Genomic DNA, 14,618 nt, shown 5'->3' with positions numbered 1-14,618 from the left:
GAAGGCGAGGGAGCGCCCCTCCGATCCGTCATGCCCAAAGCCGGCCCCAAAGGCGGCTGTCGATGACAGGTCTCGACAAGGGGGAGCCTAAGCGCTCGTACCGCTGAGGCGGTACAAATACGATTACGTCAGCAACCAGGCGTTTATGATGCAGGAATGCGACACGGTATAATATTGTCGCGCCGCAGGCGGCGGTCTACTCCAATTTACAAGTCGATTGTGTCAGCTCTTCAACAACCGCGGAAGCGGACAGGCGTATCTGGGGGATACAAGATGAAAGTTGCTTTGCTAACCGGCGCCGCAGTGGCCGCCGTACTGGGGGGTCATGCCCATGCCCAGGAAGCCGCACCGGCTCAGACCGTGACCGAAGTCGTCGTAACCGGTTCGCGCATTAAGCGGCCGCAGTTCGACGGGACGATTCCCGGGGTGCAGGTCACCAAGGAAGAAATCATTCAGCGCGGCTTCAACAATGCTTACGACATCGTGCTGAGCCAGCCGATGGTCTATGCCGGCGCCAGTCCTTATGGAAGCAACGGCGGCCAGACCTCGAGCCTGGGCACTGCCTTCGCCGACCTGCTGGGTCTGGGCAGCCAGCGCACCCTGACGCTGGTCAACGGCCGCCGTCAGGTGTCGGGCAACGCCGCGACGCTGTTCGTCACGGGCAACAACGCCGGCTCCCAGGTCGATCTCGGCGCCATTCCGTCGCAGCTGATCGACCGCGTCGACACCCTGACCGTCGGCGGCGCGGCCGCCTATGGGTCGGACGCCATCGCGGGGGTGATAAACTACATCATCAAGGACAAGTACGTCGGCAGCGAGGCGCGCGTCTCTGCGCGGACCTCCGAGCAGGGCGACGCCAACCGCTACAGCTTCAGCGTCATCCACGGTGAGAACCTGATGGATGACCGGGCCAACCTGACCCTGGCCTTCGAAGAAACCAAGACCGACGCCCTGTACGCCGACGCCCGGCCGTGGACGCTCGACGCCGCGACCGGCGTGACCAATGCGTTCAACGGGTCCAAGCGGAACCCGAACTTCGCCGCCAACGCAGCGATTGACATCGCCGGTCTGAACAACGGGGCGTTCCTGCGCAACACCGACGACGGCATCCCGTCCACGGCCTACGCCTACTTCACGCGCAACTCGCTGCAGTATCCGTCGGGTATCGCGTTTACCCCGACGAGTTCCACTGCGGCCTGTCCGACGACGATCGTCGGGGTGACGGCGTGTCTGTTGCCGACGGGTTCGGTCAGCTCGACTTCGCAGCTGGTCCCCGGCATTCCCACCGGCAACGGCCTGTACTTCACCAATGCGCCGTCGGGCACCTTCCCGAACTTCGCGCCGACCTCGCTGCCGACCGGCGTCACGGCTGCGGCCGTGTTCGCCAAATACGGCGTGACGCCGCCCACCGGCCTGACCGCCGCCCAGCAGAACACTCTCGCCATCAACGTGCTGCAGAGCAAGCTGCCGACCCTGCGCGAGTATCTGGCCCAGAACCCGAACACCGACATCAACCTGATCGTCGGCTCGCTCTATTCGAACATTCCGCGGATCGCCAATACAGACCCGGCGACTCGAACGCTGTTCCCCTTCATCGCCAAGCCGGTGCGCTTCAACGCCAACGGCGAGGCCGAAAATTGGTCGTTCGCCAATATCGGGGCGCAGGATCAAGGCACCTTGGGCTCCGCGCCCGGAATCGAAGGCAATAACACCAGCCGCTACAGCCTGATTCAAAACGAGCAGACCCGTAAGAACTTCACGGTCTTCGCGACCTTCGACATCAACGACCGGATCAAGGCGTACAGCCAGAACATCTATTCGACGGTTCAAACGGTGCTGCCGCGAAACGGGGCTTCCGGTAACGCCGTGACCTCCGCCGGGACCGAGTCTTCGGGCATTCTGATCAGCATCAACAACCCGTATCTGAGTGCGACGTCGCAGCAGCTGCTGCGCAGCAGCGGCGCGGTCAATAGCGCCAACAACTTCATCATGTCGCGCACCAACCAGGACATCCTGGGCGACAACCCTCAGCGCGGCGTCACCAACATCGGCAACTTCGCCCAAGGCCTGAAGGGCGACTTCGACTTCCTGCACCGCAACTGGACCTGGGACGTGTCCTACACCTACGGCAAGGCTGACGGTAAGGTCGAGTTCAACGGTGTCCGGGACCTGGAGTACATGCTGGCGATCGACACCGTTCGCGACAGCAGCGGCGCCATCACCTGCCGCGCCAAGACCAACCCCGCCGCCTATCTGGGCAAGAGCCCGTCGGTGATTGTCACCAACCTGGCCGATACTCCGGCGGCGAATGGCCTGGTCGCGAAGCAGCCGTTCCAGCCCGTCGTGACCCAGGCCATGATCGACAGCTGCCAGCCGCTGAATCCGTTCGGCTACAATCAGATGACGCAGGCGGCGAAAGACTACGTCACCGCTCAGCAGTTCTACGCCTTCGAGAACGTCCAGACCTTCCTGCAAGGCTCGGTGACCGGGGACCTGTTCGAACTGCCGGGCGGTCCGCTGGGCGTGGCGCTCGCCGCCGAACGCCGCACCACGAAGAACGACTACTGGGTCGATGACGTTTCGCGCTACGGTCGCACGCGGTCGGCGGCGATCTCGGCCACTCAGTACGAGACCGAGGCGCAGGAATACGGCGTCGAGGTGAATATCCCCGTCCTTGGCAATGGCTTCAACTTGCCGTTCGCTCAGCGTCTGGAAATCAACTCGGCGGTTCGCTGGTCCCAGCAGACCGGCGACGCCTCGACCTTCGTAAACCAGCAAGGTGCGACGGTCAGCCCGACCTACGACGGCGACTGGTCGAAGATTTGGTCGCTCGCCGCCACCTTCCAGCCGATCCGCGACATCACCTTCCGCGGCAATGTCACCCGCTCGATCCGCCAGCCGGACGGCGTGGAGCTGTTCTTGGGCGGTCAGGCTTCCTTCACGTCGATGAGCGACCCCTGCGCAGTCGGCAATATCAACTCGGGCCTGAACCCGGCGACGCGCAAGGCCAACTGTATCGCCGCTGTTCGCGCGGCGGGCTACGCATCGACCAACGCCGAGGCCGAAACCTTCCTCAGCACCTTCAATCCCGGCACGCCTTCGGTGCTGGGCGCCCGCTTCGGCAACGAAGAACTGAAACCGGAGCGCGGCGAAAGCTGGACGGCGGGCGTGGTGCTTGAACCGCGCTACGTGCCGAACCTGCGGATGTCGTTCGATTACATCGACATCCAACTGAAGGACCAGCTGACCCGCGTCTCGGCGGAACAACTTCTGACCTACTGCTACGACTCGGCGTCCTATCCGGACAATAGCGGTCAGTTCGGCCTGAACACCTGCGGCTCGGTTCCGCGGTACACGTCGGGGACGGAGCCAAACCCCAGCCGCGCATTCAGCGTCAACGACGGCTGGCAGTCCACATATCTGAACCTGGCTCAGACCAACCTGCGCGCCGCCAACATCGTCGTCGTCTATCGCAAGAAGCTGGCGGAGCTGTTCGGGTCGTCGAGCGACTGGGGCAGCGTGTCGGTGAACAGCAACCTCTACCGCATCTACGAGTCGAGCTTCAGCCCCACGGGTCTGCCGGGCGACACCGAGCAGTATCTCGGCAGCATCGGCACGCCGAAGTGGCAGAGCAACACCACGATCGGCTACTCGCGCAAGAGAATCTCCACCAGCCTGAACTTCTCCACGCAGTCCGACACCATCCGCTTCAACGGTTCGGCGCCGGCGACGATCGAACAGAACGCCTACCTCGACCGCAAGGGTTACGCCATATACAACCTGTATGTCGGCTATGAGCTCAACGATGAGGTCGATCTGCGCTTCAACGTCAACAACCTCTCCAACAAACGGTGGGAACAGGAGGCGGTCGGCGCCATCTACAGCTCGGTTGGCCGCACCTTCCAGTTCAGCATCAACGGGCGCTTCTAGAGCCTGATCTGTTGCCCAGGAATCGCTTCGCGGTTCCGCTGACGCCTTAATCAGGCTCCAGATTGGGCGAGAGCAGGACCCATCCTTCTGCCGGAACCGCTGCGCGGTTCCGGCAGAAACGATTCTGCTCTGGCGGCTCTGGCCAGGCGATCAGCAAGCAAACCCGTCGTCTGAGGCTCTCACAGGCCACGTCACCTTGGCGGTCAGCCGCCTCGGCAACACCCCCACAGCCTGATCGGCGCACCCTTTTTTGGGCCTGAACCTCGGCCGATCGCGGTCTGCAGACGGGCCCTGCCCAAGGTCCAGTCCAACATCCGATACAGGTTGATCGGTCCTTGATCGGATCGCAGACCATGGTTTGGATTGCTCTAGACCTGGCCCAGGGTCCGAAGCTTGGCGCGGGGGTGGATTTCGTTCTGGCTCATGACCACCGTCTGGCCCCGGAACCGCTCGATGATCGAGCGGACATAGGGGCGAGTCTGGGGCCCGGTCAGCAGGACGGGATTCTCGCCGGACATGGCGATCCGTTCGAAGGTGTCGCGGACGGCGCGGATGAAGTCCTGCAGCCGCGACGGCGCCATGGCCAGCTGCTTGTCCTCGCCGCCGCCGATCAGGCTTTCGGCGAAGGCGTTCTCCCATTCGGGCGACAGGGTGACGATCGGCAGGGCGCCGTCGCCGCCCTGGTGCTGCCAGCACAGCTGACGGGCCAGGCGGGCGCGGACGTGTTCGACCAGGGTGGTGACGCTGGTGCTGTGGGGCGCGGCCTCGGCCAGCCCTTCCAGAATGGCGGGCAGATCGCGGATCGACACCTTCTCGCGCAGCAGGGCCTGAAGCACCCTTTGCAGGGTGGTGACGCTGACGACGCTGGGGATCAGCTCCTCGACCAGCTTCTTCTCTTCGGTTCCCAGCTCCTTCAGCAGCTTCTGCACCTCGCCGTAGGACAGCAGGTCCGCCATATTCTCCTTCAGGATCTCGGTCAGGTGCGTCGTCAGGACCGTGGAGGGATCGACCAGCGTATAGCCGTGGAAGGTCGCTTCTTCGCGCAGGGTTTCGCTGATCCAGGTGGCGGGCAGGCCGAAGGCGGGCTCGCGCATATGTTCGCCCGGCAGATCCACCTGGCCCCCCGCCGGGTCCATCGCCATCAGATGACCCAGACGCACCTCGCCCGCCCCAGCCTCCATCTCCTTGATGCGGATGGCGTAGCCCTGGGTCGGCAGGCGCATATTGTCCAGAATGCGGACCTGCGGCATGACGAAGCCGTATTCCTGGGCCAGCGATCGACGGAGCGCCTTGATCTGATCGGTCAGACGCCGCCCTTCCAGATCATTGATCAGGCTGAGCAGCGAATAGCCCAGCTCGATCTTGACCTCGTCGATCGTCAGCACGTTCGAGATCGGCTCTTCGACCTCCTCCTTGGGCGCGGCCGCAGCGGCGACCTCGGCCTCCGTCGGCTGGGGCTTGAGCCTTTGGCGGCCCAGGCGCCAGGCCATGAAGCCCGAACCGATGGCCAGGGCGGCAAAGGGGATCAGCGGCATGCCGGGGATCAGGCCGATCAGACCCGCCGCGCCCGACACCACGCCCAGAGACACCGGATTGGTGGCCAGCTGGGTGACCAGGGCCTTGTCCGCCGTGCCCTCGACGCCGGCCTTGGACACCAGGAAGCCGGCGGCGATCGAGATGATGATGGCCGGCACCTGGGTGACCAGACCGTCGCCGATGGTCAGCTGCACATAGGTGTTGGCGGCGTCCATGGCCGGCATGCCGTGCTGCAGGGTGCCGATCAATATGCCGCCGATGGCGTTGATGAAGGTGATGATCAGGCCCGCGACGGCGTCGCCGCGCACGAATTTGGAGGCGCCGTCCATGGCCCCGAAGAAGGTCGATTCCTGCTCCAGCTCCTTGCGGCGCTGCTTGGCCTGATCCTCGTTGATCAGTCCCGAAGACAGATCGGCGTCGATCGCCATCTGCTTGCCCGGCATGGAGTCCAGGGTGAAGCGGGCCGAGACTTCGGCGATCCGGGTCGAACCCTTGGTGATGACGACGAAGTTCACCACCAGGATGATGGCGAAGATGATCACCCCGATGATGAAATTGCCGCCCATCATCAGCTCGCCGAAGGCGTTGATCACCTGGCCGGCGCTGTCGTGTCCTTCCTGACCGTGGGTCAGGATCAGCCGCGTCGAGGCCAGGTTCAGGCCCAGGCGGAACAGGGTCGAAACCAGCAGAACCGTCGGGAAGATGGCGAAGTCCAGCGGCTTCTTCATCATCACGGCGGTCATCAGGATCAGCACGGACGAGACCAGCGAAATCGCCAGCAGCAGGTCCAGCAGCATCTTGGGGATCGGCAGGATCAGCAGCATGATCACGCCGATCACGCCGACCGCCATCAGCACCTCGCCGCGGTTGACCCAGCTCAGCACGTCGCGCCCCGTGGGGCGCGCCATGCCGTCCTTCATCATGATCGGCGCATCAGTCACGGCCCAGGGCCTTCAGGGCGCGGCGGGTCGCCTCGGCGATCACGGCGTCGCGCTGATCCTCCGTCGCCGAGGCGGCGCCGGTGAAATAGGCGGCGATGATGACCGGCGACCCGCTGAGCGGCGTCAGCACGCCCACGTCGTTCGTCGTGCCGTTGGCGCCGGATCCGGTCTTGTGCGCGACGCTCCAGCCCTCGGGCGCGCCGGCCTTGATCCGGCCGGGTCCGGTGGTCGACGCCGTCAGCCAGTCTTGCAGCAGGGCGTCATGCGCCGGCGTCAGTCGATCGCTGAAGGCCATTTCGCGGATGTTGGCGACGGTCTGTTCCGGCAGGCAGGTGTCGCGCGGATCGTCAGGCAGGGCGGTGTTCAAGTCCGGCTCCAGCCGAGAGATGACGGTCGTGGTGTCGCCGAAGGTCGGCCACCACGAACGCCATACGCCGATTCCGCCCATCTCGCGGATCAGGATATTGGCGGCCGGGTTGTCGCTGACCTCCACCGCCGCCTGCATAAGTTCGCGGATGGTGAGCGTCCGCCCCACCGCCTTTTCGGTCACGGGCGCATGGGGGATGATGTCGGCCGAGGTGATGCGGACCGGCCGGTCCAGCCGTTCCTCGTCCCGCTGCACCCTTTGCAGGGTGGCCGCCGCCAGAAAGGGTTTGAAGGTCGAGCAGAAGGGAAACCGCTCCTGGCTGCGCCACAAGGTCCGCACGCCGCTGCCGACGTCCAGGGCCGCAACGCCCAGCCGCCCGCCCCAGCGCGTCTCCAGATCGTTCAGGAACAGGTCCGGGGCCGCCTCGGCCTTGACCTTGGTCTGGCTGCGCGGCGTGCAGGCGGCCAGGCCCAGCGCGCCCGCGCCGGCCATCAGCCTCCGCCTGTCCAGACCGCGCCCCATGCTCAGGCGGCGTAGCCCGAGGCCGAGACGCCGGACTGCGGGGCGGGAATGACCGTCCCCTCCTCGGCGTACTCGTTCAGCTTGTTGCGCAGGGTCCGGATGGAGATGCCCAGGATGTTGGCCGCATGGGTGCGATTGCCCAGACAGTGGGTCAGGGTATCCAGGATCAGGGTCTTCTCCATCGCCGCCACCGTCTGGCCGACGAAGCTGCGGGTCACGGCGTCGGCCGCCTGGGCCGCCCGGGCCGCAACGCCGCCGCCATAGGGGTTCCCCACGGCCGCCGTTCCCATCATGCCGCCGCCTTCCGCCGTCAGCGGCTGGCCGTCCGGCAGGCGGATGGCGTCCACATCGATCTCGGGTCCGGTCGCCAGCAGCACGGCCCGGTGCATGGCGTTTTCCAGCTCACGGACGTTGCCGGGCCAGCGGTGGGCGCTGATCGCCTGACGCGCCCGCGCCGACATCGGCCGCTCGGGCACGCCGTTGGCCGCCGCATATTTCTTGATGAAGTGATCGGCCAGCACCCCGATGTCGCCCGGCCGTTCGCGCAGGGCCGGCAGGCGCAGATTGACGACGTTCAGCCGGTACAGCAGGTCCTCGCGGAACGTGCCTTCCGCCACGGCCTTGGCCAGGTCGCGGTTGGAGGTGGCGATGATGCGGATATTGACCGGCACGGGCTTGGAGCCGCCGACCCGGTCGATCACCCGCTCCTGGATGGCGCGCAGCAGCTTGGCCTGGAGCCGGGCGTCCATCTCGGAGATTTCGTCCAGCAGCAGGGTGCCGCCGTCGGCCTCTTCGAACTTGCCGATCCGGCGGGCGACGGCGCCCGTGAAGGCGCCCTTCTCGTGACCGAACAGTTCCGATTCCAGCAGATTATCGGGAATGGCCGCGCAGTTGACGCTGATGAAGGGCTTTTCGGACCGGCGCGAATGGTCGTGCATGTAGCGCGCCATCACCTCCTTGCCGACGCCGCTTTCGCCGGTGATCAGGATGGAGGCTTCGGAGCGCGCCACCTGATCGGCCAGTTGCAGCACCGCCTTCATCGCCGGATCGGCCGAGATCATCGGCTTTTCGTCGTCGGCGACGGCGGCCAGGACCGCCGCTATCATCTCCGCATCGGGCGGCAGGGGGATGAACTCCTTGGCCCCGGCCTTGATGGCGGCGGCCGCCTCGCGGGCGTCGGCGTCGACCCCGAAGGCCACCACCGGCACAGTGATCCGCTCGGCCTCGTTCGCGGCGATCAAGGCGGCGATGTCGAGCTGATAATCGACCATCAGCAGGTCGGCGCCCTGCCCCCGTCGAAGCTGTTCTGTCGCCTGATCCGCGCGCTCGACGTGACTGACCTTGGCGCCGTGCGCCATGGCCATCTTCACCGCCGAAGCGAGCTGTCCGCTCAGTCTGCCTACCACCAGAAGACGCATCGTTCTTCTCCTCTAATCCTTCACCCGGTCCGACGCGCAGCGCGCGTCAGCCGCCCGAGTCCTCGGTCTTGATGATTTCCGTCATGGTCACGCCCAGCCGATCCTCGACCACGACGACCTCGCCGCGTGCGATCAGACGGTTGTTGACGAAAATGTCGATCGCCTCGCCGACCTTGCGGTCCAGCTCCAGCACCGAACCCTTGTTCAGCTTCAGCAACTGGGCGACCGACATGTGCGACTTGCCCAGCACGGCCGAGATATTGACCGGAACCTCGAACACCGTCGCCAGATCGGCGGCGGTTTTTTCGCCCGCGTCGTCGGCGACGGCCAGGGCGGTGGAGTCGGGAAATTCCTCGAGCGATAGATCGTCGGAGGCCATCAGAACTCACTCCGGTCGGTGTGGATTGGGGGTTCGGCGTGTCCCGCCTCGGCCGCCAGGGCGGCGCTCAGGGCCTCCGCGACGCGGGCGGCGGAACCTTCGGGATCGTGATCGGCGCGACCGTCGGCCCACTCCAGCTGGAAGGCGGCGACCGCCATGCCGGGTTCGTCGCGGAAGGCGACGACGCCGGTGAAGCCGCTGTCGGCGCAGGCCTGTTCGATTTGGCCGCGCACCACCTCGTCCAGGCCCGAGGCCCGGATCACCAGGCGCGGCGAGGCGTCGATCTCTTGAGCCAGGGACTCCAGGGCGGCGCGCAACGGCGCCTGGGGGAAGCGGTGCAGGGCGGCGTCGGCGATGGCCCGCGCCGCCGCCAGGGCCAGGTCGGCGGACTGTTCGCGATGGGTCTGGGCGACGGTTCGCAGCGACGGCAGGGCGGCGGCGGCGGCCTGGGCGATGTTGGTCAGGGCCATGGCCCGGATGTTTTCGACCTCGGCGAGGGCCTCCTGGCGCGCCTCCAGCCGGGCGGTGGCGACCAGGGCCTCGACCTCTGCGGGCATGTAGCTGCGTTTGACCGGCTTCCAGGCGCTTGCGCGCACCACCGCGCCGTCGGCGTCGAACTCGGTGTCAAAGGCGAAGGGGGTGCTCATGTCAGTAGATCAACTCGTCGTCGGAGCCTTGGCCGGCCAGCATGATCTCGCCGCGCGCGGCCAGATCCTTGGCGACCTGGACCATGGCCATCTGGGCCCCATCCACGTCCTTCAGCCGCACCGGCCCCATGGACTCCATGTCTTCGCGCAGGATCTTGGCGGCGCGTTCGGACATGTTGGAGAAGAACATCTCCCGCAGCCCTTCGGAGGCCCCCTTCATCGCCAGGCCCAGCGAGTCCTTGTCCACGGCCCGCAGAAGGGTCTGAACCCCGCCCGGATCCAGCTTGGACAGGTCTTCGAAGACGAACATCAGGGCGCGGATGCGTTCGGCGGATTCGCGGTTGCGCTCTTCCAGGGCGCCGATGAAGCGCGCCTCGGTCTGTCGGTCGAAACTGTTGAAGATGTCGGCCATCATTTCGTGGCTGTCGCGCTTGGAGGTGCGCGCCAGGTTCGACATGAATTCGGTGCGAAGGGTCGCCTCGATCTTGTCCAGGATTTCGCGCTGGACAGGCTCCATCCGCAGCATCCGCTGGACGCATTCCAGGGCAAAATCCTCCGGCAGGGCCGTCAGCACCCGGGCGGCGTGGTCGGACTTCACCTTGGACAGGATGACGGCGACGGTCTGGGGATATTCGTTCTTCAGATAGTTGGCGAGAACCGCCTCGTTCACATTGCCCAGCTTGTCCCACATGGTCCGGCCGGCCGGACCGCGGATTTCCTCCATCAAGCCGTCGACGCGATCCTTGGGCAGGAAGGCGCTGAGCAGCTTCTGGGTCTGTTCGAAACTGCCCATGACGGCGCCCGTGCCCGACAGGCCGGACACGAACTCCAGCATCAGGGCCTCGACCGCCTCGGCCGTCACATTGCCCAGGGTCGCCATGGCCTGGGAGATCTCCTTGACCTCCTCGTCGTCCAGCCTCTCCCACAGGGCGGTGTGGTCTTCGCCCAGGGCCAGCAGGATGACGGCCGCCTTCTCGGGGCCGGTCAGCCGATTGGGGTCCTCGATGACCGGCTTTTTCGAAACCAGCTTGGCCATCAGCCTTCCGCCACCCAGTTGCGCAGGATGTTGGCGGCCTCGTCAGGATGGGCCTGGACGAAGTCGGCGACCTTCTTGACCGAAGACGCCTTCACCTGCCCTTCGATACGGGCGATGTCGATCTTCTGGTCCATTTCGTTCGGCGCAGGCAGTTGCACCAGCTGGGGCTGGCCGTCCGGGCCGATGACGGTCGTGGTCAAGGTGGCGACCGGCGTGCCGTCCGGGGCCGTCAGAGCCGGCGCTCCAGGACCGGCCGCCCCGCCCGAGCCGGCCGTCTTCAGCAGGGGCCGCAGGACGAAGAAGATCAGCAGCAGCGCCACCACCGCCAGAATGCCCAATTCAATCAGGCGCATGACGTCGGTCTTGGAGAAGTCCAGCAGCGAAGGCTTGTCGTCCAGCCCCCCGGGCAGGCCGGTGTCGCGGTTGAAGCGGACGTTGATGACCTCGATCTTGTCGCCGCGGGCCTCGTCTATGCCGGCCGCCGCCGCGACCAGGGACTTGATCTGAGCGATCTCCTCGGCCGAGCGCGGCGCATAGGTCGGCTCTCCCTTGCCGTCGGCGGCCGGGGTCCATTTGCCGTCCACGGCGACGGCGACGGCCAGCTTCTTGACCTCGCCCGGCTCCTTGGTGGTCGTGGTGGTGGTGTTGGAGATTTCGTAGTTTGTCGTCTCGGCGTTCTCGGCGGTGGTCGAGCCGGCCGGCGTGGTCGCGGGCGGGGCGCCGCCCGGGATGTTGTTCGCCGCCGTCACGCCGCCGTCGTTCTGGCCGGTCGTGTCCGAGGACTGCGAGCCGTTGGCCGTGGTCGAACGCACGACCTGGCCGTCGGGATCGAACTTCTGTTCCTGGGTGGTGGAGCGGCTTTGGTCGATGTCGGCCGTCACCTGGACCCGCGCCGAGCCGACGCCGACGACGCCCTCGACGATGTCCTTGATGCGCGCCTGAAGCTGGGCCTCGGTATTGCCCTTGGTTTCGGCCGCAGAGGCCGAGGTGAAGCCGCCGTCGTCGCCGGCCGCCAGGGTGCGGTTGTTCTGATCGGCCACCGTGACCCGGTCCGGCTTCAGATTGGGCACGGACGAGGCCACCAGATTGCGGATGGCCCGCACCTGATCCGCCGTCAGATCCCGCCCGCCCAGGCCGACCAGCACGGCGGCGGTGGGTTCGCCCGCAGCAGCGGTGAACATCTCGCGGCGCGGCATGGTGATGTGGACGCGGGCGGCGGTGATGCCGCGCATCGACATGATGGTGCGGGCCAGTTCGCCTTGCAGGGCGCGCTGTTCGTTCAGCTGCTGCTGGAACTCGGTCTGGCCCAGGACCGACTGATTGTCGAAGATTTCGTAGCCGACCGAGCCGGAGGTCACGAGCCCCTTTTCGGCGATCAGCATCCGCGCCGTGCCCACGTCGTCGCGATTGACCATGACGGTCGAGCCGTCGCCCTTGGAGGCGTATTTGATGCCGGCCTGTTGCAGGGCGGCGGTGATTTCGCCGGCCTCGCGCAGATCGAGATTGGAATAGAGCAAGGCGTCCGGCGCCTGGCCCACGCGCAGCATGACGGCGACCAGGACGGCGGTCACGCCCGCGGCGACGCCGAGGACGGCGGCCAGACGACCGATCCCGAACTTCTGCAACGCCGCCGTAAAGCCGCCCACGCGCCCACGCCCCAAACTCACGGGAGACACCGACGCCCCGCTAGGCAGAAAATGCCGTGTCGATGGTAAATGGGCCGTTAAGAGACCTTTACGGGCGAACCGCCGTTTCCAACTCAGGCAGGACCGGGGGCGCGCCGGACGGCAGGGCGGCCCTGGGATCCTTCAGCCAGGCGGCGATGTCGCGATAGACGATCTCGGCGTCCAGATCGCGGTCCAGCAGGTGCCAGCTGTCGGGATACCAGGCCGTCTTCAGGGCGCCGCCCTCGGCCACGGCCCTTTGCAGGGCCTTCTTCATCTGATCCCTTTTGACGATCTCATCGTGCGCGCCGTACATCAGAAGGGCGTCGCCGCGGATGCGGCCCAGGCTGCGCGACGCCGTCTCCATCAGATCGACCAGGCCGTAGATGGTGTCGAACCGGGTGGCCAGGATGCTTTGCGGGTCGCGGCCGTTGCGGACCAGCTCCAGCGTGTTGCTGGAGGCGTGGATGTCGCGCGTGATGAAGCTGGGCGGCTCCAGGGCCACGCCGCCCGCCAGACGCGCGGCGATGTTCAGGACGGCGCTGTTCAACGGCCCCTGGGTCGACCAGCCCCAGACGCCGGGCGCCAGCAGGACCACCCGGTCGGCGTCCGGCGGATCGTCCGATCCGAAGGCGGCGGCGGCCACCGATCCCCCCATGCTCTCGCCGACCACGGCGATGACGGCATGGGGATGGCGCGCGCGGGCCAGGGCGGTCGCCTCGCGCAGGTCCTGGGTCATCTTGGCGGTCCCCGCCCAGACGCCCCGCCCCGGCGCGGCGCCGAAGCCGCGCTGGTCATAGGCCCAGGTCTCGATCCCCTGTTCGGCCCACCAGGGTCCGGCCAGGCGGAAGCTGGCGGCATGGTCGTTCATGCCGTGCAGGGCGACGATGACCGCCCAGGGCTCACGGTCGGTCGGCCCCCAGCGCATCAGAGGCAACCGCGCCCCGTCCGACATGACCAGGGCGCGATCCTCCACATGAGGCCCGGCGAAGCCCGCCGGAGGCGTCATCGGCGGCTGGATGTGGGGCGCGGCGCAACCGGTCAGGCCCAAGGCCAGTCCTGCGGCCGCGATCAGCCCTCTGGAGGTCATGTGCACATCCTCATCGACGCCAGGATCGAGGCGACCCGCATCCGCAGATAGGGGATCACCTCTTCCTCGAACCACGGATTCCGTCTCAGCCAGGCGGTATTGCGCCAGGACGGGTGCGGGAGCACCAGATAGTCGGGGGCGTAGTCCCGCCAGGCCCGCGCCGTCTCGGTCATATTGCGCTGCGTTCGCCCGCCCAGGGCCCAGGCCTGGGCATAGCCGCCGACCAGAAGCGTCAGCTCCATCTGCGGCAGGGCCTGCATCAGCGACGGCCGCCACAGCTCGGCGCAGCGCGCGGGCGGCGGATAGTCGCCCCCTTTCGGCGCCGTGCCGGGATAGCAGAAGGCCTGGGCCGCCACCCCGATGCGGCGGTCGGCGTAGAAGGTCTCATAGTCCACCCCCATCCAGTCGCGCAGCCGGTCGCCGGACGGATCGGTGAAGGGCAGGCCGCTTTCATGCACCCGCCGCCCCGGAGCCTGGCCGCAGATCAAGAGCCGCGTCTCGGGAAAGACCCGAACCACCGGGCGCGGCGTGTGCGGCAGCACGCCCGCGCAGGCGCGGCAGGCGCGGATGTCGCTCAGAAGGGCGTCGAGACTTCCCACGCCCCGCTCATCCCCGCGAAGGCGGGGACCCAGATCATTGGGGGCTTCCGTCTCGCCGATTTTCAGCGATGCCGATCCCAAAAGCCTTGCCTCAAGAAAAGGACTGGGTCCCCGCCTTCGCGGGGATGAGCGGAGTGGTCAATCTTCGATGTCGTCCTCGGCGACCGGCGGACGGCGGCTCAGCGCCAGGGCCGCCTCCTCCTCGGTCGGCAGACGCAGGCGCGTCACGCCGCGAAAATTGTCCGGATCGACCGGCTTGCCCTTCTTGGTGATGGTCAGCCTGCCCTGGCGCATCAGGCCCAGGGCCGCAGCCCGCACCTTGGGCAGCATCCGCTGCCACTGTTCCGGCTGCAGCGCCTTGGCCACCTCGGCCGGCTCGATGCTCTTGCCCGGCTCAAGCCCGGCGAGTTTATTCAAGATTGCGGTTTCGATCGGATCGCTCATTGCGCCTATATGCTGCACCGCGAGACCAGAAGTAAGGCCGAGTCG

General features: G+C 66.6%; 11 protein-coding genes. 1 reads left to right on the top strand and 10 read right to left on the bottom strand.

The genetic code is table 11. The annotated features are described in order from the left end of the window. The first annotated feature begins 285 nt into the window (after positions 1–285). Entirely contained in the window at positions 286–3,930 is a 3,645-nt protein-coding gene (locus tag AC1RKE_RS06905) for a TonB-dependent receptor domain-containing protein (protein ID WP_492896668.1), read from the top strand. A 368-nt stretch (positions 3,931–4,298) separates the two neighbouring features. Here the strand turns inward: AC1RKE_RS06905 and flhA are convergent, their stop codons facing one another. The 10 genes from flhA to AC1RKE_RS06855 form a co-directional block, all read right to left on the bottom strand. Beyond that, entirely contained in the window at positions 4,299–6,389 is a 2,091-nt protein-coding gene (flhA, locus tag AC1RKE_RS06900) for a flagellar biosynthesis protein FlhA (protein WP_348684406.1), read from the bottom strand. Between the two features lie 10 nt (positions 6,390–6,399). Then, positions 6,400–7,266 (bottom strand): class A beta-lactamase, encoded by an 867-nt coding sequence (gene bla / locus AC1RKE_RS06895; RefSeq protein WP_348684404.1) that lies wholly within the window; start codon positions 7,264–7,266, stop codon positions 6,400–6,402. A gap of 32 nt (positions 7,267–7,298) precedes the next feature. Next, entirely contained in the window at positions 7,299–8,714 is a 1,416-nt protein-coding gene (gene flbD / locus AC1RKE_RS06890; RefSeq protein WP_054766495.1) for a sigma-54-dependent transcriptional regulator FlbD, read from the bottom strand. 46 nt (positions 8,715–8,760) lie between these two features. After that, a complete protein-coding gene (fliN, locus tag AC1RKE_RS06885; protein WP_054766496.1) occupies positions 8,761–9,093 on the bottom strand; it encodes a flagellar motor switch protein FliN in 333 nt (110 codons plus the stop codon). Beyond that, positions 9,093–9,740 (bottom strand): FliH/SctL family protein, encoded by a 648-nt coding sequence (locus AC1RKE_RS06880; RefSeq protein WP_054766497.1) that lies wholly within the window; start codon positions 9,738–9,740, stop codon positions 9,093–9,095. Before AC1RKE_RS06880 ends, fliN begins: the two co-directional genes overlap by 1 nt. Before the next feature lies 1 nt (position 9,741). Next, the gene (gene fliG, locus AC1RKE_RS06875) at positions 9,742–10,776 is read right to left on the bottom strand and encodes a flagellar motor switch protein FliG (protein ID WP_054766498.1); all 1,035 of its coding nucleotides are present in this window, start codon (positions 10,774–10,776) and stop codon (positions 9,742–9,744) included. After that, on the bottom strand, positions 10,776–12,422 hold the full coding sequence (gene fliF, locus AC1RKE_RS06870) for a flagellar basal-body MS-ring/collar protein FliF (protein WP_348683567.1): 1,647 nt from the start codon (positions 12,420–12,422) through the stop codon (positions 10,776–10,778). The genes fliG and fliF overlap by 1 nt, the downstream gene beginning before the upstream one ends. Before the next feature lie 88 nt (positions 12,423–12,510). Beyond that, positions 12,511–13,530, bottom strand: coding sequence for an alpha/beta fold hydrolase (locus AC1RKE_RS06865; RefSeq protein WP_191557942.1), 1,020 nt, complete (start codon positions 13,528–13,530; stop codon positions 12,511–12,513). Further along, positions 13,527–14,129, bottom strand: a complete 603-nt coding sequence (locus AC1RKE_RS06860; RefSeq protein ID WP_348683562.1) for a uracil-DNA glycosylase family protein — start codon at positions 14,127–14,129, stop codon at positions 13,527–13,529. The genes AC1RKE_RS06865 and AC1RKE_RS06860 overlap by 4 nt, the downstream gene beginning before the upstream one ends. A gap of 138 nt (positions 14,130–14,267) precedes the next feature. Beyond that, on the bottom strand, positions 14,268–14,573 hold the full coding sequence (locus AC1RKE_RS06855; protein ID WP_182713271.1) for a DUF3253 domain-containing protein: 306 nt from the start codon (positions 14,571–14,573) through the stop codon (positions 14,268–14,270). Positions 14,574–14,618 lie beyond the last annotated feature (45 nt).

It is taken from the genome of Brevundimonas sp. GW822-FHT03E11 (assembly GCF_058801445.1).
This window is presented reverse-complemented; position numbering and strand designations above follow the sequence as displayed.

Coding starts and splice junctions, on each gene's coding strand:
- fliN (WP_054766496.1), bottom strand. CDS start 9,093: ATGGCCTCCGACGATCTATCGCTCGAGGAATTTCCCGACTCCACCGCC.
- bla (WP_348684404.1), bottom strand. CDS start 7,266: ATGGCCGGCGCGGGCGCGCTGGGCCTGGCCGCCTGCACGCCGCGCAGC.
- flbD (WP_054766495.1), bottom strand. CDS start 8,714: ATGCGTCTTCTGGTGGTAGGCAGACTGAGCGGACAGCTCGCTTCGGCG.
- AC1RKE_RS06855 (WP_182713271.1), bottom strand. CDS start 14,573: ATGAGCGATCCGATCGAAACCGCAATCTTGAATAAACTCGCCGGGCTT.
- AC1RKE_RS06880 (WP_054766497.1), bottom strand. CDS start 9,740: ATGAGCACCCCCTTCGCCTTTGACACCGAGTTCGACGCCGACGGCGCG.
- flhA (WP_348684406.1), bottom strand. CDS start 6,389: ATGATGAAGGACGGCATGGCGCGCCCCACGGGGCGCGACGTGCTGAGC.
- fliG (WP_054766498.1), bottom strand. CDS start 10,776: ATGGCCAAGCTGGTTTCGAAAAAGCCGGTCATCGAGGACCCCAATCGG.
- AC1RKE_RS06865 (WP_191557942.1), bottom strand. CDS start 13,530: ATGACCTCCAGAGGGCTGATCGCGGCCGCAGGACTGGCCTTGGGCCTG.